The 17815-nt window shown below is 67.0% G+C and carries 16 protein-coding genes; 12 read left to right on the top strand and 4 right to left on the bottom strand.

Going from position 1 to position 17815, the window contains the following annotated elements; genetic code table 11:
* The first annotated feature begins 69 nt into the window (after positions 1 to 69).
* The 6 genes from SNOV_RS22135 to hisG all read left to right on the top strand — a co-directional run bounded on the left by SNOV_RS22135 (position 70) and on the right by hisG (position 8187).
* Positions 70 to 1185 carry a TIGR03364 family FAD-dependent oxidoreductase gene (locus SNOV_RS22135; protein WP_013169209.1) on the top strand — a complete coding sequence of 372 codons (1116 nt, stop codon included), beginning with the start codon at positions 70 to 72 and terminating at the stop codon, positions 1183 to 1185.
* A 12-nt stretch (positions 1186 to 1197) separates the two neighbouring features.
* The gene (phnX, locus tag SNOV_RS22140) at positions 1198 to 1998 is read left to right on the top strand and encodes a phosphonoacetaldehyde hydrolase (RefSeq protein ID WP_013169210.1); all 801 of its coding nucleotides are present in this window, start codon (positions 1198 to 1200) and stop codon (positions 1996 to 1998) included.
* Between the two features lie 153 nt (positions 1999 to 2151).
* Positions 2152 to 3747, top strand: a complete 1596-nt coding sequence (locus SNOV_RS22145; RefSeq protein ID WP_013169211.1) for a hypothetical protein — start codon at positions 2152 to 2154, stop codon at positions 3745 to 3747.
* Between the two features lie 518 nt (positions 3748 to 4265).
* Positions 4266 to 5816 carry a histidine--tRNA ligase gene (gene hisS, locus SNOV_RS22150; protein ID WP_417872120.1) on the top strand — a complete coding sequence of 517 codons (1551 nt, stop codon included), beginning with the start codon at positions 4266 to 4268 and terminating at the stop codon, positions 5814 to 5816.
* A 284-nt stretch (positions 5817 to 6100) separates the two neighbouring features.
* The gene (locus SNOV_RS22155; protein WP_013169213.1) at positions 6101 to 7219 is read left to right on the top strand and encodes an ATP phosphoribosyltransferase regulatory subunit; all 1119 of its coding nucleotides are present in this window, start codon (positions 6101 to 6103) and stop codon (positions 7217 to 7219) included.
* Positions 7216 to 8187: an ATP phosphoribosyltransferase gene (hisG, locus tag SNOV_RS22160; protein WP_013169214.1), complete on the top strand. Its 972-nt coding sequence runs from the start codon at positions 7216 to 7218 to the stop codon at positions 8185 to 8187. Before SNOV_RS22155 ends, hisG begins: the two co-directional genes overlap by 4 nt.
* A 258-nt stretch (positions 8188 to 8445) precedes the next feature.
* On the opposite strand, the gene cysG is transcribed toward hisG, so the two are convergent.
* The 4 genes from cysG to SNOV_RS22180 all read right to left on the bottom strand — a co-directional run bounded on the left by cysG (position 8446) and on the right by SNOV_RS22180 (position 11673).
* Complete coding sequence (gene cysG, locus SNOV_RS22165) at positions 8446 to 9945, bottom strand: siroheme synthase CysG (RefSeq protein ID WP_013169215.1); 1500 nt, start codon at positions 9943 to 9945, stop codon at positions 8446 to 8448.
* An 86-nt stretch (positions 9946 to 10031) separates the two neighbouring features.
* On the bottom strand, positions 10032 to 10529 hold the full coding sequence (locus tag SNOV_RS22170; protein ID WP_013169216.1) for a TIGR00645 family protein: 498 nt from the start codon (positions 10527 to 10529) through the stop codon (positions 10032 to 10034).
* Between the two features lie 121 nt (positions 10530 to 10650).
* Positions 10651 to 11304 carry a peptide-methionine (S)-S-oxide reductase MsrA gene (gene msrA / locus SNOV_RS22175; RefSeq protein ID WP_013169217.1) on the bottom strand — a complete coding sequence of 218 codons (654 nt, stop codon included), beginning with the start codon at positions 11302 to 11304 and terminating at the stop codon, positions 10651 to 10653.
* Positions 11305 to 11373: 69 nt separating this feature from the next.
* Positions 11374 to 11673 (bottom strand): hypothetical protein, encoded by a 300-nt coding sequence (locus tag SNOV_RS22180; RefSeq protein ID WP_013169218.1) that lies wholly within the window; start codon positions 11671 to 11673, stop codon positions 11374 to 11376.
* Positions 11674 to 12080: 407 nt separating this feature from the next.
* Here SNOV_RS22180 and ccoN point away from each other — a divergent pair, with 407 nt between their 5' ends.
* From ccoN to SNOV_RS22210, 6 genes are all read left to right on the top strand, one after another.
* A complete protein-coding gene (gene ccoN / locus SNOV_RS22185) occupies positions 12081 to 13715 on the top strand; it encodes a cytochrome-c oxidase, cbb3-type subunit I (protein WP_041783782.1) in 1635 nt (544 codons plus the stop codon).
* Positions 13716 to 13724: 9 nt separating this feature from the next.
* Positions 13725 to 14489: a cytochrome-c oxidase, cbb3-type subunit II gene (gene ccoO / locus SNOV_RS22190; protein ID WP_013169220.1), complete on the top strand. Its 765-nt coding sequence runs from the start codon at positions 13725 to 13727 to the stop codon at positions 14487 to 14489.
* Positions 14490 to 14508: 19 nt separating this feature from the next.
* The gene (locus tag SNOV_RS22195) at positions 14509 to 14664 is read left to right on the top strand and encodes a cbb3-type cytochrome c oxidase subunit 3 (RefSeq protein ID WP_013169221.1); all 156 of its coding nucleotides are present in this window, start codon (positions 14509 to 14511) and stop codon (positions 14662 to 14664) included.
* A gap of 2 nt (positions 14665 to 14666) precedes the next feature.
* Entirely contained in the window at positions 14667 to 15551 is an 885-nt protein-coding gene (gene ccoP, locus SNOV_RS22200) for a cytochrome-c oxidase, cbb3-type subunit III (RefSeq protein WP_013169222.1), read from the top strand.
* 286 nt (positions 15552 to 15837) lie between these two features.
* Positions 15838 to 17304, top strand: a complete 1467-nt coding sequence (gene ccoG / locus SNOV_RS22205; RefSeq protein WP_013169223.1) for a cytochrome c oxidase accessory protein CcoG — start codon at positions 15838 to 15840, stop codon at positions 17302 to 17304.
* 15 nt (positions 17305 to 17319) lie between these two features.
* Positions 17320 to 17811 (top strand): FixH family protein, encoded by a 492-nt coding sequence (locus tag SNOV_RS22210; RefSeq protein ID WP_013169224.1) that lies wholly within the window; start codon positions 17320 to 17322, stop codon positions 17809 to 17811.
* Positions 17812 to 17815 lie beyond the last annotated feature (4 nt).

The raw sequence follows: 17815 nt of genomic DNA on the forward strand, positions 1-17815 counted from the left end.
AAAGATCGCGTGGCATCGGCGCCGCGAAGCGGCTATGAGCATCGGTGTCCCTCCAGCCGGATCACACCCATGTCGGACAGCTTCGATCTCGCCATCGTCGGCGCGGGCGTCGTCGGGCTCGGCCATGCCATTGCCGCGCGGCGGCGCGGGCTGCGAACGGTCGTGATCGACCGCGACGCGCAGGCCAACGGCGCCTCGGTGCGCAATTTCGGCTTCGTCACCGTCACCGGCCAGCAGCGCGGGGAATGCTGGCGCCGGGCGATGCGCTCGCGCGACATCTGGGCCGAGATCGCCCCGGCCGCCGGCATCGAGGTGATCCATCAGGGCCTGCTGGTCGCCGCGCGCCGGCCCGAAGCGGTGGCGGTGCTCGATGCCTTCATGGCGACCGAGATGGGAGAGGACTGCGCGCTGCTCTCGCCCGCCGAGGCCCGCGCCCGGCTGCCGGCGCTGACCGGCGGGATCGAAGGCGCGCTGTGGAGCCCGCACGACATGCGGGTGGAATCGCGCCTGGCGATCCCCAGGCTCGCCGCCTGGCTCGCCGCGCAGGGCATCGAATTCCGCCGCGAGACGGCGGTGACGGGCGTCGAGCCGGGCCGCGTCCACACCTCCGGCGGCACGGTCGAGGCGGCGCGCATCGTCGTGGCGCCGGGCGACGACTTCCACACCCTGTTCGAGGATCGCTTCAAGCCTTACGGGCTCACCCGCTGCAAGCTGCACATGCTGCGCGTCACCGACCCGGCCCTCGGCCGGCTGCCCGGTTCGGTGATGACCGACCTCTCGCTCGGCCGCTATCTCGGCTATGCCGAGCTGCCCGAGGCGGAACCGCTGAAGCGTATCCTGGAAGCCGAGCAGGCCGACCACCTCGCGCACGGCATCCACCTCATCGTGGTGCAGTCGGCGGACGGCTCGCTGGTGGTGGGCGACAGCCACCATTACGCGGCGACGCCCGACCCCTTCGCGCCCGATTTCGTCGATGAGCTGATCCTCGACGAATACGCCGCCTTGTTCGGGCGCCGTCCGCAGGTGTTGGAGCGCTGGATCGGCACCTATGCCTCCGCGCCCGACCGCCTCGCCTTCATCGACCGGCCGCACGACCATATCCGCCTGGTGGTGGTGACCAGCGGCACCGGCGCCTCCACCGGCTTCGCCATCGCCGAAGAGGCGATTGCGGAGCTGTTCGACTGACGGGAGATAATCATGGCCCTAAAGGCGCTCATCCTCGACTGGGCCGGCACGGCGGTCGATTTCGGCTCGCGCGCGCCGATGGGCGCCTTCGTCGAGGCGTTCTCGCGTTTCGGCGTGAGCATCTCGATCCCCGAGGCGCGCGGGCCGATGGGCCTGCCCAAGCGCGACCATGTGGCGGCGCTGCTGGCCAGCCCGGACATCTCCGCCCGCTGGCAGAAGGCGCATGGCGCGGCGCCGACGGAAGCGGACGTCGACGCGGTGCTCGCCGTGTTCGAACCGCTGAACGTCGAGGTGATCCCGCGCCATGCCGACCTGATCCCCGGCCTTCTCGACGTGATCACTGAAGCCCGCGCCCGTGGCATGAAGATCGGCTCCACCACGGGCTATACCCGCCCGATCATGGAGAAGCTGATGCCTCTGGCCGCCGCCGCCGGCTACGCGCCGGACAATGTAGTCTGCGCCGGCGACCTCGCGGCCGGGCGGCCGAGCCCGCTCATGATGTACCGCACCTTTGCCGATATCGGCGTGTGGCCGCCGTCTGCCTGCGTGAAACTCGACGACACCGAGCCCGGCATCGCCGAGGGGCTGGCCGCCGGTTGTTGGACCGTCGGCCTCGCTCTGTCAGGCAACAGCGCAGGGTTCTCCCGCGAGGAGCTGGAGGCCCTGTCGGCTGAGGAACTGGCGGCGGTGCGGGCGCAGGCGGCCGAGAAGCTGTTCCGTGCCGGCGCGCATTTCGTCATCGACAGTGTGGCCGACCTGCTGCCGGTGCTGGATGCGATCGAAGCCCGGCTGGCGGCGGGGCTGCGGCCTTAGGGACTTCGGGACGGTTGGTGCCACGCACCGCCGAGCGCCGGAGTGTTGATTGATCGAATTTATACAACCTAAGATTTATTGATTTAACAATAAACCTATTGATTGCGATGCGCGGCTGGCTGTACGATCCGGTCTCTATGGGCGGGGATGGCGATGGCTGGGCAATTGCCTGACAAGTCACATCAGGAGATGACGCCGTCTCACCAACGAGAGGCGGATTGCGACTGGCTGGTCCGGCTGAATCACGGCTCGACGCTGATCATCTCCAGCATCTTTGCTGTAGTGCTGATGCTCATCGTCGGTGGGCTGATCGCGTTCATGCAGTTCCAGACGCGACTACTGAACGCCATGCCGAACCTGACGCCTGGACAGTTGATCGAATATGTCGAGGCGGAACGACGTTCGGTTCAGGTCGTGTCGGAGCTTTACGACCGGCGGGATAGCGTCTTGAACGTGGAGCAGGAGACAAGCGGTGTTCTTACGCGTGTGCGCGGAGAGATCGACAGCTTCTGCAAGATCTTGGTCAACTCGCTTGTGGCTGAGGGCGCTACATCGAAACATGACCGGTGTGTCCGATTCCTGCGCGGGGTTCTTCCATCCAGGATGGAGCGTCCAATACCGGTGCTCGGCGGCACGCGGTTCGCATTCAGCGACGTGTCCCCCGATATTCAGCCGCAGTATGGAATATTGGACGAAGATGAAGTTGTCGATATAGCCGCGTCTCTTTATGCGGATCTAGGAAGCAAGGAGAAGCCGTCAATCAAGGAATCATTACGTAATAAAATCTCGCAGATTGTGTTACTTAATGCTGATTTTTATGTAGATCTACAAACTATATACAAGCGTCGTATCGATGAATTCAATTACATATGCAACGAATATAACCAAATCAGATCGACGATAGCCTATCGCCGCGTCTCTGCGCAGAAATGTCACGATTTGGTCCTGCCGTCCTATTGGACGGATCATATTCTCCTTGCCAGCGCAGCCGGCGAAGCCACGCAGCCGACGCTCGGAAGCGGGGCACCTGGGCAGCCTAACGCCGGTCTGAATCTGCAGCCGCCAGATCTTTCGGCCCTGGACACGAGCGGTCACCAGCGAAGTTTCGAACTGGTCAGCAACTATATGTTTTATACCACTCTGGATGAGTACGTTTTCTTCATAAAAACCGACTTTTTTGAAAAGCTGATTCTAAGCCCAAGTGATTATATTTCGATCTGGCTTGTCACCATGTGTGGTGCCCTTGGCGGGTTCATGAATATCCTCTTCATGAACCAACGCATTGGGAAGGATCCGACGCTCGGCAGCCTGTTAATCGCCCCCATACAAGGGGTTGTCTGTGCGCTCATCCTCTACATCATACTCAGATCGGGCGTGCTGGCGATCGCCGACAACAGCGGCATGAAGGACGAGTCCACGATCAGCCCGTTCTTTCTGGGATTCGTCGGGATCACGGCGGGCCTCGTGGCGGGACGTGTGATCGAGGTGTTTCACGATCGGGCTTCCGCTTGGCTCGGCGGGCTCGGCCAGCATGGCGACCGCTGGGGATTTGGCCTCGCAGCGGCCATGCAGGAACGCAGTATGACCGTGAAAGATCTGGCGGACGCGGTGCGGGTCGACGAGAACAAGATCGGCGAATGGATCGACGAGAAGATCGAGGTGCCCGGGCGGTTCCAGCCCTTGCTTGCGGCGGTACTACGCAAGAGTGAGCGTCAGCTCTTCACGACCTTGGCGCCGGTCAAGGGATGATCACGCCGCCCATCGGCCCTTGTATCGATTGACAAAAGCACGGGGCATTGAGCGGACCACCGCCATTCATCAAGCAGACGCCGAACTGCGTGGCGCAGCGCTGGCCGAGGCCTTGCTGGAAGCCCGGCACCGGTGACGGATACATTGGCGGCGGGGCAGCGAAGACCGGCGGCGGTGGCGGGGGCAACCCGAAGAATTGCGCTTCGGCTCCGCTCGGGAAGAGGATTAGGTGCGAGTGCGAGAAGGCCAACAGAGCAGCGGATGAACATCAGCGAGTTCCTATTTTAGGTTGCATAATATCATCATATGCAACTTATGGAAGTTTCCTGTTTGTTCCCGCCTCACTTTTTCTGCGACCGCCTTACCCTTGCCCGCCACCCGCCCGTCCTCTAAACCCCGCGCCGTAATTCCCGAAGGAACGGCGCCCGATGGCCAAGGACAAATCCACCAAGCTCAAGGCCCGCATGCCGCGCGGCTTCGCCGATCGCGGGCCGGGCGAGCTCGCGGGAACGCGCGAGATGCTGGAGACCATCCGCAAGGTCTACGAGCTCTACGGCTTCGAGGCGCTGGAGACGCCCTTCATCGAGTACACCGACGCGCTGGGAAAATTCCTGCCCGACCAGGACCGGCCGAACGAGGGCGTATTCTCCTTCCAGGACGACGACGAGCAGTGGCTGAGCCTGCGCTACGACCTCACCGCGCCGCTCGCCCGCCATGTCGCGGAGAATTTCGACCGCGTGCCGAAGCCCTTCCGCTCCTATCGGGCCGGCTGGGTCTTCCGCAACGAGAAGCCCGGCCCCGGACGTTTCCGCCAGTTCATGCAGTTCGACGCCGATACCGTGGGCGCGCCGACCGTCGCGGCGGATGCCGAGATCTGCATGATGGCCGCCGACACGCTGGAGGCGCTGGGCATCAAGCGCGGCGACTACGTCATCAAGGTCAACAACCGCAAGGTGCTCGACGGCGTGCTGGAGGCCATCGGCCTCGGCGGCGACGAGAATGCCGCCCGCCGGCTCACGGTGCTGCGCGCCATCGACAAGCTGGACAAGGTCGGCACCGCCGGTGTGCGCGATCTGCTTGGCGAGGGCCGCTGGGAGAACCCCGAGGCCAAGAGCGGCGACTTCACCAAAGGCGCGGGGCTCTCCAACGAGCAAGCCGACCGCGTTCTGGCTTATGTCCAAGCAGGAGTGCCTGTTTGGGAGAACGGCGCCGCAGTTGCAGCCGAGCACGGCGACGTCACAGCCTGGATCGAAACCGAGCGTGAGACCTGGTTCGGCCAGGACTTCGGTGACGTCTCCCGTGAATTCCAAATCAATAATGCTTGGACTATCAAGGTTCTCAAGAAGGAGTTCGCCGACAATGCTTTGGCATTGGAAGGCTTGAACGAACTCGAAGAAATTCAGGCGCTCGCCGCTCGGACTGGCTATTTCGCCGACCGCATCCGCATCGACCCCTCCGTCGTCCGCGGCCTCGAATACTACACCGGCCCGGTCTTCGAGGCCGAGCTGACCTTCGAGGTGAAGGACGAGAAGGGCCGCCCGGTGCGCTTCGGCTCGGTGGGCGGCGGCGGGCGCTATGACGGGCTGGTCGGGCGCTTCCGCGGCGAACAGGTGCCGGCGACCGGCTTCTCTATCGGCGTCTCCCGCCTTGCCTCGGCGCTCTCCTATCTCAAGGCGGACGCCAAGCCGGAATTCGGCCCGGTGGTCGTCGTGGTCATGGATCGCGACCAGACCGCCCATTACATGGGCCTCGTCGCGCGTCTTCGTAAGGAAGGCATCCGCGCCGAGATGTATCTCGGCAACCCGAAGAATCTCGGCAACCAGTTCAAATATGCCGACCGCCGCAACGCCCCCTGCGTCGTCATCCAGGGGTCGGACGAGCGCGCTTCCGGGCAGGTGCAGATCAAGGATCTGATCGAGGGCGCCAAGGCAGCGGCGGCCATCACCGACAATGCCGAATGGCGCGAGAGCCGTCCGGCGCAATTCTCCTGCCCCGAGGCCGAGCTGATCGCGAAGGTGAAGGAAGTGCTCGACCATCACGGCGTGCCACACGGCGACAAGCTGGGCTGAGGATCCTTGTTCCCGGCTCGGCGCTCCGCCGGCGGCTGCGCCGGGCGGGAAGCGCAGGGCGTGACGTCATCCCGGACGGCCGCAAGGCCGATCCGGGATCGCAGGCAGGGAGAGGCGGGACGCGATCCCGGCTCTCCGCTTCGCTTCGGCCGGGATGACGGGGAGCAGGGGCAGGGCAGATGGGGCGCGTTGTCCCGCAGGCAACCATGTCATCTCCCGTGCATGGACCCCGCCCGCCCCCTTTGCTAGAAGCGCGCAACCCATCCGAACACCGGACCCGACGCATGCCCGCCGACTTCAGCCACGCCGAGGAACTGCTCGCGCTCTATGCGCGCGCCGGCTTCGCGCGCGTCGAGCCGCCGGTGCTCCAGCCCGCCGACGCCTTCCTCGATCTCTCCGGCGAGGAGATGCGGCGCACCATGTTCCTCACCACCGACCCGGAAGGGCGCGAGCTCTGCCTGCGGCCGGACCTGACGCTGCCCGTGTGCCGGCTCTACATCGCCGAGGGCGCCGTGCAGCCGCGCGACTTCGCCTATCTCGGCACGGTGTTCCGCTCGGATGCGCCGGAGGGCGAGGTGCTGCAGGCGGGGGTCGAATCCTTCGGCCGGCCCGACCGCGAGGCGGCGGACGCCGAATTGCTGGCGCTGGGCCTCGAGACCGCGGCGCTGTGGGGCGTGTTCGAGCCGACCATCCGGCTCGGCGATGCCGGCCTGTTCGCCACGCTGCTCGACGCGCTGAACCTGCCGCCCGGCTGGCGGCGGCGGCTGATCAAGGACTTCGCCCGCTCCGGCGACCTCGGCGCCGACCTCGCCACGCTGAAGCAGCGCCCGGAAGGCGGCGGTGTCACTGCCCATGCCGGCGTGCTCTCGGCCCTGGCGGGCTCGGACCCCGCCGCCGCGCATGCGCTGGTGACGGACCTGCTCTCCATCGCCGGCATCTCGACGGTGGGCGGGCGCAGCGTCTCGGAGATCGCCGAGCGCTTCCTCGAACAGGCGGCCCCGGGCGACGCCGAGGGGCTGTCGGCGGAGAAGGTCGCGGTGATCGAGCGCTATCTTGCCATCCAGGGCAACCCGGACGTCGCCGCGGCGGCGCTGCGCAGGCTCGCGGGCGAAGCCGGGCTCGACCTCGACGCGGCGCTCGACGCCTTCGAGGTGCGCACCAATTTCATCGCCGCGCAGGGCATCGAGGTGGAGAAGCTCTCCTTCGCCGCCGCCTTCGGCCGGCCGCTCGACTATTATTCCGGCATGGTGTTCGAGCTGCACGAGAACGGCTCGCGCGCCCCGCTCGTCGCCGGCGGGCGCTATGACGGGCTGCTCGCCCGGCTCGGCGCCGGCGTGCCGATCCCGGCGGTCGGCTTCGCCGTCTGGCTGGAACGGCTCGACGCCGTGGAGGCCCGCCAATGAGCGCTCTCATCGTCGCGCTGCCCTCGAAGGGCCGGCTGCAGGAGAACGCCGCCGCCTTCTTCGCCCGTGCCGGCATGACGCTGACGCAGGCGCGCGGCGCCCGCGAATATCGCGGTGCGCTGTCGGGCGTCGAGGGCGTCGAGGTGGCTTATCTCTCGGCCTCCGAGATCGCCAGCCAGCTCGCGCTCGGCGCGGTGCATCTCGGCGTCACCGGCGAGGATCTGGTGCGCGAGAGCATTCCCGATGCCGATGCCAAGGTGCTGCTGGTGGAAGGGCTGGGCTTCGGCTACGCCAATGTCGTGGTGGCCGTACCGCAGGCCTGGATCGACGTGCGCACCATGCGCGACCTCGACGATGTCGCCACGCATTTCCATGCCACGCGCGGGCGGCGCGTGCGGGTAGCGACGAAGTACCTGAACCTGACGCGCGGCTTCTTCGCCCGCCACGGCATCGTCGACTACCGCATCGTCGAGAGCCTCGGGGCCACCGAGGGCACGCCGGCGGCCGGGACGGCGGAGCTGATCGTCGACATCACCACGACGGGTTCTACGCTGGCCGCCAACGCGCTGAAGGTGGTCGACGACGGCACCATATTGCGCTCGGAGGCGAACCTCGTCGCCTCGCTCGGGGCGGACTGGACGCCGCAGGCCAAGGCGGCGGCGCGGGCGCTGCTCGACCGCATCACCGCCGCCAAGCGCGCGGCGACCATGCGCGAGGTGAAGACGCGCTTTCCTGCCTGCGACAGCACGGTGGTGCTGGAGGCGGTGCGCCGCTTCAACGCCATCGCACCCTTCGGCGCGCCGACCTCGTCCGGCATGGTGACGCTGCACTGCCCGCCGGACACGCTGCACGCGCTCGCGGTCTATCTGCGGGAGAAGGGCGCGGCGACGGTCTCGGTCGGCCCGCTGGACTATGTGTTCGCGGCCGAGAACCCGCTCTACGAGAAGCTGGAAGAGAAGATCGGGTAAGGGCGGAGCTAACCTCGCGCCCTCATGGCCGTGCCGCCATCACGACGTCATGCCCGGACTTGGTCCGGGCATCCACGCCTTGGGCCGGGCGCCGCGGAAAGTCGTGGATCCCCGGGCCAAGCCCGGGGATGACGGCGTATTGAGATTCAGCCGTCATCCCGGACGGCCGAAGGCCGATCCGGGATCGCGTGCCGATATGGGATGACGATCCCGGCTCTCCGCTTCGCTTCGGCCGGGATGACGTCGAATGGGGACGTCTCAGCCCCGCGCGGCCTGCGACTCGCCGTCCTCGAGGTCACCCGCGAAGGCCGCCGCCTCGCCCATGGCGTGGCCGAACAGGATGAGGCAGGGGCCGCTCGCCCCGTCCGCCACTGCCTGCTCCAGCGCCGCCGCCAGCGTGCCGACGGTGGCCGGCACCTGCCGCTCCTCCGGCCGGGTGGCGGAGAACACCGCGATGGCGGGCGTCGCCGGATCGAGGCCAGCGGCCATGGCCTTTCCGGCCAACTCGCCCCAGGTGCGCTGGGGCATGTAGACGACGGTGGTGGCGGCAGGATCGGCCAGCGCGCCCCAGTCGAGGTCGCGCGGCAGCTTGCCGTCGCGGGCATGGGCGGTGATGAATTGCAGCCGCCGCGCATGGTCGCGATGGGTGAGCGAGACGGCGAGTCGGCTCGACGCGCCCTGCGCCGCCGAGATGCCCGGCACCACCTCGACGGGGATGCCGGCATTGCGGGCGGCGGAAATCTCCTCGCCCGCGCGGCCGAACACCATCGGGTCGCCGCCCTTGAGGCGAACGACGCGCTTGCCCTGCTTGGCCAACGAGACCATCAGCGCGTTGATGTCGTCCTGCTTGCAGGAGGGCTTGTAGCCGGTCTTGCCGACCAGCATCTTCTTCGCCTCGCGGCGGGCGACATCGAGCACCGCCGGGGCGACGAGGTCGTCATAGAGTACGACGTCGGCCGATTGCAGCACGCGTACGGCCTTGAGGGTCAGGAGTTCCGGGTCGCCCGGACCGGCGCCGACCAGGGTGACCGAGCCGCGCGAAGCCTCGCTGCGCTCGTTCTCGGCGCGGGCGAGAAGGCCGTCGCGCAGGGCGGGCGTGGGCTCGGCCTCCGGCGTCTCCAGAGCGGCCTCGGTGAAGCGCTCCCAGAAGCGGCGGCGGCCGTGATGGCTGAGCGAGAGGGCGGAAACTGACGGGCGCCAGCCGCGCGCGGCCTCGGCCCAGCGCTTGAAGCCCTGCGGGATCACCGCCTCGATCTTGGCCCGCACCGCCTGGCCGAATACCGGCGCGGCGCCGTCGGTGGAGATGCCGACGACGAGCGGCGAGCGGTTGACGATGGCGCCGAAGGCGAAGTCGCAATAGGCCGGCTTGTCGACGACGTTGACCGGCACGCCCGCGGTGCGAGCAGCGGCGGAAAAGCGCGCGCCTTCCGCGTCGTCCTCGATGGCGCCGATGGCGAGCGCGGCGCCGGCGAGGTCGGCGTCAGTCCAGTCGCGGGCGACGAGCCGCACTTTCCCCGCAGGTGGATCGGCGGCGAGCGCGCGCAGGTCCTCGCAGGGCTCGGCAGAGAACACCTCGACCTCGGCGCCGGCGGCGGAGAGCAGCTCCGCCTTCCAGCTTGCCGCCTCCGAACCGCCGGCCAGCACGACGCGGCGCCCGGCGAGCGCGAAGAACACCGGCAGCCGGGCGAGCGGCGCCATCCGCGCAGAGGCGTGCTCTGCGTTGCGTTCGGCAGGGGGGCGGAGGGCGTCGTCGGTCATCGGCGAAATCGGGCGTCCTGTTCAGTCACCGCTTATCACATGGATTTACCGTTCATTGAAGTCAATAAACGGCGAATTCGTGGAAATCAGTGATTCTTCTCCGAAAGCCGGTCCGTCCAAGCAAGAACCACGCCGGACAGCACGAAGACGACGTGGATGATGACCAGCCAGGTCAGCTGCTTCTCGTCGACGCCGCGGTCGAGATTCATGAAGGCCTTGAGCAGCGCGATGGCGGAGATGGCGACGATGGAGGCGAGCAGCTTCTGCTTCAGCCCGGAGAAGTCGACCTTAGTCATCCATTCCGGCCAGTCGGCATGGCCCTCGGCGTCGATCTTGGAGACGAAGTTCTCGTAGCCGGAGAAGATGACGATGATGACGAGGCTGCCGGTGAAGGCGAGGTCGATCAGCGCGAGGATGCCGAGAATGGTGTCGCTCTCGTCGAACTGCGGCGCATGGGTGACGAAGTGGAACAGCTCGTTGCCGAACTTGAACAGCAGTACGAGCAGCGCGATCACCAGGCCGATATAGAACGGCGCCATGATCCAGCGGCTGACGAAGATGAAGCGTTCGATGAGCTTTTCCATGCGCCGCGATGTTCCCTCTCGCCGATGCGAGATGGGTGCCATGGATGAAGCCGATAGGGAAGGGGGAAGGCGTGGATGGCCGGGACAAGCCCGGCCATGACGTCGCTAGGTGTGGTCGGCATTACGCCGCGACGCCGGTGCCGATCGGGCAGGAGACGCCGGTCCCGCCCAGGCCGCAATAGCCGCCCGGGTTCTTGGCAAGGTACTGCTGGTGGTAGTCCTCGGCGAAGTAGAAGGTCGGGGCGTCGACGATCTCGGTGGTGATCGCCGGGAAGCCCTTGGCCTTCAGCACCGCCTCATAGGCCGCCTTGCTCGCCTCGGCCGCGGCGCGCTGCTCGGGCGAGGTGACATAGATGCCGGAACGGTAGGTCGTGCCGACATCGTTGCCCTGCCGCATGCCCTGCGTCGGGTCGTGGCTCTCCCAGAACAGCTTCAGCAGCTGCTCGTAGCTGACCCTGGCGGGGTCGTAGACCACCAGCACCGCCTCGGCGTGGCCGGTGCGGCCGGTGCAGGTCTCCTCATAGGTCGGGTTCGGCGTGATGCCGTTGATGTAGCCGACGGCGGTGACATAGACGCCCGGCGTCTGCCAGAACTTGCGCTCGGCGCCCCAGAAGCAGCCGAGAGCGAAGATGGCGGTCTTGTACCCCTCGGGGTAGGGGCCCTTGAGCGCATGGCCGGAGACGAAATGGTTCGTGGCCGTAGGCAGCGCGGAGGCGCGGCCGGGCAGCGCCTCTTCCGGGGTCGGAAGGTCGAGACTCTTCTTGAAGAAGAACATGGGGGAACATCCCTTCTTTTTGGATGCTCCCAATATGGGGATCGAAGCGCCTTTGCGCGAGGGTGGGCGCTACTCGCCCTTCTTGTGGCCGATCAGCATGAGCAGGAGGCCGAGCACGCCGAGCACCACGAAGAGCGGCGCGTTCAGCACCGGCACGGCGGCAGTCTCCCAGACGGCGGGGGAGAGGCTGGTCTCGACGAAGCTCTGGAAGCGCGCCAGCGAGTCCGGGCTGGTGGCGAGCCAGGTGACGCCGAGCGGGGTGGTGACGATCTCCGAGGAGGCGATGGAGCGCACGCCGTCGAGCACGAGGGCCACGAAGCCGCCGGCGAGGATCCACAGGCCGACAAAGCGGAAGAGAAAACGGATCATGCGCTGCCCTGTCTCCTGACCGCCGCGTCGGCGACCGCTTCCTCTTAGACGCCATCGCGGAACGGCTGCAAGGTGGAAGGCGGCGTGAAAGCACGGCCGTCATGCCGTCATCCCGCTTCCCAATCCTCTTCCCTCATCCCCGGGGCATGAAGAGCGTATGGGGCATCATACAGCCAGCCGCGACATCCGGCCGCCGGCTCCCGCCTCCGTGAAGACCCTTAGCCTTGACCTTTATCAAGGTTGCCGCGCCCCGGCGGCGCGAATGCTCGCCCGACAGGATGGAGTCGTTCCAGATCGTGCCGATCGGCCCGATCTCGCGGAACGTGGAGGGTCGCATGAGGCAAGAGATCGCCGCCGAGGGTCCGGGCGCACCGGGCACCAGAGAGCCGGATGACGGGGGCAAGCGGATGAGCTTCGGCGAGGGCGGCCTCGCCGTCGTCTTCGCCATATTGACGCTGGCATGCCTCGTCGTCGCGGCGAAGGCGACGGACGGCGCCTATGCCTTCCACGCCTATCTCTCGGCCTTCGCCAGCCTCGCGACGGTGTTCGTCATCCTCAACCGCTACACCGACCGTCCGGCGGCGCTGCCGCCGCTCGAGATCAACGGCAAGCCGAACTACAATTTCGGCCCGGTGAAGTTCTGCACCATCGCCGCGGTGTTTTGGGGCATCGCCGGCTTCCTGGTCGGCGTGATCATCGCCTTCCAGCTCGCCTTCCCGGCGCTGAACTTCGATCTGCCCTGGACCGCCTTCGGCCGGCTGCGGCCGCTGCACACCTCCGCGGTGATCTTCGCCTTCGGCGGCAACGTGCTGATCGGCACGTCCTTCTACGTCGTGCAGCGCACCAGCCGCGCCCGGCTCGCGGGATATCTCGCCCCGTGGTTCGTGGTGCTGGGCTACAACTTCTTCATCGTCATTGCCGGCACCGGCTATCTGCTTGGGATCACCCAGTCCAAGGAATATGCCGAGCCGGAATGGTACGCCGACCTGTGGCTGACCATCGTCTGGGTCGCCTATCTCATGGTATTCCTCGCCACCCTCTGGCGGCGCAAGGAGCCGCACATCTACGTGGCGAACTGGTTCTACCTCGCCTTCATCGTCACCATTGCCATGCTGCACCTGGGCAACAACGCCACCCTGCCGGTGTCGGTGTTCTCGCCCAAGTCCTACATCGTCTGGGGCGGCGTGCAGGACGCGATGGTGCAGTGGTGGTACGGCCACAACGCGGTGGGCTTCTTCCTCACCGCCGGCTTCCTGGCCATCATGTACTACTTCATCCCCAAGCGCGCCGACCGGCCGGTCTATAGCTACCGGCTGTCGATCATCCACTTCTGGGCGCTGATCTTCCTCTACATCTGGGCCGGCCCGCACCACCTGCACTACACCGCGCTGCCGGATTGGGCGCAGACGCTCGGCATGACCTTCTCGATCATGCTGTGGATGCCTTCCTGGGGCGGCATGATCAACGGCCTGATGACGCTGTCGGGCGCGTGGGACAAGCTGCGCACCGACCCGGTGCTGCGCATGATGGTGGTGTCGGTCGCCTTCTACGGCATGTCGACCTTCGAAGGCCCGCTCATGTCGGTGAAGGCGGTGAACTCGCTGTCCCACTACACCGACTGGACCATCGGCCATGTGCATTCGGGTGCGCTGGGCTGGGTCGCCTACATCTCCTTCGGCGCCGTCTACTGCCTGGTGCCGTGGCTGTGGAACAAGCGCGAGCTCTACTCGCTGCGCCTCGTCAACTGGCACTTCTGGATCTCCACCATCGGCATCGTCTTCTACATCTCGGCGATGTGGGTGGCGGGCATCCTGCAGGGCCTGATGTGGCGCGCCTACACCTCACTCGGCTTCCTCGAATATTCCTTCATCGAGACCGTCGAGGCGATGCACCCCTTCTACATCATCCGCGCGGTGGGCGGCGTGCTGTTCCTGACCGGCGCCCTGCTGATGGCCTTCAACATCTACATGACGATCCGCGCGCCCGAGGCCGCCGCCGCCGACACCGGCGTGCGCGAGCCCGCTCTCGTGCCGGCGGAGTGAGGACGAACCATGTCTGACGCCGCCGCACCCCACGCCCCCAAGAAGTCGCTCTGGGCCAAGCACGCCTTCCTCGAGAAGAACTCGATCTGGCTGCTCATCGGCATCCTCCTCGTGGTCGCCATAGGCGGCCTGGTCGAGATCGTGCCGCTGTTCTACCTGAAGAGCACCATCGAGAAGGTCTCCGGCATACGTCCCTGGACGCCGCTGGAGCTCGCCGGACGCAACATCTACATCCGCGAGGGCTGCTACAACTGCCACTCGCAGATGGTCCGCCCGCTGCGCGACGAGGTCGAGCGCTACGGCCATTACTCGCTGGCGGCCGAGAGCATGTACGACCACCCCTTCCAGTGGGGCTCCAAGCGCACCGGGCCGGACCTCGCCCGCGTCGGCAACAAGTACTCCGACGAGTGGCAGCGCCAGCACCTCGCCGATCCGCGCTCGGTCGTGCCGGGCTCGATCATGCCGGGCTATCCCTTCCTGGCGCAGAACCGGCTCAGGTCCGAGGAAATCGCCGCCGACCTGACGACCAACGCCGCGATCGGCGTGCCCTATTCCGACGAGATGATCGAAAGCGCGCTCGCTGACCTGCGCGCGCAGGCCGATCCCAATGCCGATGCCGAGGCGCTGCAGAAACGCTACCCGGGCGCGCAGCAGCGCGACTTCGACGGCAACCCGGCGGAGCTGACCGAGGCCGACGCGTTGATCGCCTACCTCCAGGCGCTCGGCACCATGGTCGACTTCAAGCTCTACGACGACAAGGCGAACATCCGTTGAGCGCAATGAGGGCAATGAGATGAACGAGACCTACCGCGCCTTCGCCGAGTTCGCCCAGACCTGGGGCCTGCTCTACTTCGTCGGCATCTTCGCCTGCGTGCTCGTCTACGCGCTCTCGCCGAAGCGCAGACAAGAGTTCGAGCACGCCGCCCGCCTGCCTCTGAGCGAGGACTGACCATGGCCGACATTCACAAGAACGACGTCGACGCGATCTCCGGCGTCTCGACCACCGGCCACGAGTGGGACGGCATCAAGGAACTGAACAACCCGCTGCCGCGCTGGTGGCTCTGGACCTTCTACGTCTGCATCCTCTGGTCGTTCCTGTACTGGATCGCCTATCCGGCCTGGCCGCTGGTGACGAGCTATACCTATGGCGTGCTCGGCTGGAAGTCGCGCGAGGCGATCCAGACCGACCTCGCCGACCTGCGCGCCCAGCGCGCCGCCTTCGGCGACAAGCTCGCCGCCGCCTCGCTCGAGGAGATCGAGCAGACCCCCGAACTGCTGGCCTTCGCCCGTGCCCAGGGACGGGCGGCCTTCGGCGACAATTGCGCCCCCTGCCACGGTGCCGGCGGGGCGGGCTCGAAGGGCTATCCCAACCTGAACGACGACGACTGGCTGTGGGGCGGCTCGCTGGAGCAGATCCAGACGACCATCCTGCACGGCGCCCGTTCCACCGACGCCAACGCGCATGTCGGCGACATGCTGGCCTTCGGCCGCGACGGCGTCCTGCAGCGGCCGGAGATCGTGGCGGTGGCGGACTATGTGCGCTCGCTGTCGGACCTGCCGCCGCCGGCCGGCGTGACGCCGGACCTCGCCAAGGGCAAGGAAGTGTTCGCGGCCAACTGCGCCGCCTGCCACGGCGACGAGGGCAAGGGCAACACCGAGCTCGGCGCGCCGAACCTGACCGACGGCATCTGGCTGTTTGGCTCGGACCGCGACAGCGTGATCGCCACTATCACCAATGGCCGCGGCGGCATCATGCCGGCCTGGTCGGGCCGTCTCGACCCGACGACGATCAAGGCCCTCACCGTCTATGTGCATTCGCTGGGGGGCGGCAAATAGCGAAGCGCATCGATGGTTGAGGCGACGGCGGGGCGCAAGACGGAGATCACTCCGCCGCGCTCCGCCGTCAGCGTTTTGAGGGGGTATCCCCGGACGAGCTCCGTCTAGGCGTCATCCCGCACGGCCGTCAGGCCGATCCGGGATGACGGATGAGCGGTGTCCCGCAATGCGGCGGGGCGTCTCAGCGGCGTCCCGCCACATAAGCATTTTCCCGCTCGGCAAGGCCCGGATGAACCCCGGCACGGGGCAGGATTAGAACTACCCGAAACAAGTTTCGGGCAGCGACATGAACGTGGCGACCAAGTCGGAAAACTTCGAGCCGGACGCGGACGACGACCTCCCGCTCTACGAGGCGCGGCGCAAGATCTACCCGATCGCCGTGCACGGCACCTTCCGCCGCATCAAATGGGCGCTGCTGCTCGTCACGCTCGGCATCTACTACCTGCTGCCCTTCGTGCGCTGGGACCGCGGGCCGAACGCCCCCTCGCAGGCGGTGCTGGTCGACCTCGTCAACGGGCGCTTCTACTTCTTCTTCATCGAGATCTGGCCGCAGGAGATCTACTACGTCACCGGCCTGCTGATCCTCGCCGCGCTGGTGCTGTTCCTGATGAACGCGGTGGCCGGGCGCATCTGGTGCGGCTATCTCTGCCCGCAGACCGTGTGGACCGATCTGTTCCAGGTCATCGAGCGCATGGTCGAGGGCGACCCGCGCCAGCGCCGCGAGAAGCTCAAGAGCGCCTCCAGGGCCCAGCGCGCCTTCGAGGCCGCGGCCAAGCACTTCCTCTGGCTGATGGTGGCGTGGTGGACCGGCGGCGCCTGGGTGCTCTACTTCGCCGACGCGCCGACCCTGACCATGCAGCTCCTCAAGGGCGAGGGGCCGATGGTTGCCTATCTCTGGATCGGCATCCTCACCTTCACCACCTATGTGCTCGCCGGCCACATGCGCGAGCAGGTGTGCACCTATATGTGCCCCTGGCCGCGCATCCAGGCGGCTCTGACCGACGAGTACGCCTTCAACGTCACCTATCGTTATGACCGCGGCGAGCCGCGCGGCTCGCTGAAGAAGACCGAGGCGCTGAAGCTCCAGGGCCTGCCGGCCGGCGACTGCATCGACTGCCGGCAATGCGTCGCTGCCTGCCCGACCGGCGTCGACATCCGTCTCGGCAGCCAGCTCGCCTGCATCCAGTGCGGCCTGTGCATCGACGCCTGCGACACGGTGATGGAGAAGATCGGCCGGCCGACGCGGCTGATCGCCTACGACACCGAGATGAACGTGCAGCGGCGGATCAAGGGCTTGGCGCCGGTGACCAAGGTGTTCCGCGCCCGCACCCTGCTCTACGCTGCGCTGATCGTCATCGTCGGCGGCATGATGGTGGCGACGCTGGCGATGCGCGGCTCGGAGGGCCTCTCCGCCATCCACGATCGCAACCCGCTCTTCGTGCAGCTTTCCGACGGCTCGATCCGCAACGCCTATACGCTGCGCATCGTCAACAAGCAGTCCATGCCGCGCCGCTTCGCGCTCTCGGTCGAGGGCGTGCCGGAGGCGCAACTGGAGGTCGTCGGCGGCATCTCCGAGATCGAGGACGGCCGGCCGGTGGTCGCGGTCGGCCCCGACCAGACCTTCGAGCTGCGGGCGCTGGTCTCCACCCACGCCAAGCTGCCGGCGGAGGCGTCGCTGCCCGTCACCTTCAAGATCACCGACGTGGCCGGCGGCGAGACCTCGATCGCCCCCGACCACTTCAAGGGTCCTTGAGAACGGAGAACCGCCATGGCCTCGCGCGCGACGTCCTTCGATTGCGGCAAGCCCATCACCGGCAGGTTCGTCCTGCTCTGCTTCGTCAGCTTCTTCGGCGTGATCTTCGCCGCCAACTTCTTCCTGGTGCGCGCCGCGGTGACGAGCTTCGGCGGGGTGGAGACCGAGAGCGCCTACAAGGCCGGGCTCGCCTTCCGGCAGGAGAGCGAGGCGGCGGCGGCGCAGGCGGCGCGGCACTGGCAGGTCTCCGCCCATATCGGCGAGGGCCGCGTCGAGGTGAGCGCGCAGGATGCCGCCGGACGGCCGGTGACCGGCGCCGAGGCCACGGTGCGCTTCCATCATCCGACCGACCGGCGCTTCGACGTCGCGCTGGATGCGGCCTCCGTCGGCGCCGGCCGTTGGCGCGCCGACGAGCATGTCCCGCCGGGCCAGTGGGACCTCGTCATCGAGCTGAACCGGGACGGCGAGCGGCTGTTCCGTTCCACCAACCGGGTGACCGTCAGGTAAGGGG

This window comes from Ancylobacter novellus DSM 506, assembly GCF_000092925.1.
Classification (GTDB): Bacteria; Pseudomonadota; Alphaproteobacteria; order Rhizobiales; family Xanthobacteraceae; genus Ancylobacter; species Ancylobacter novellus.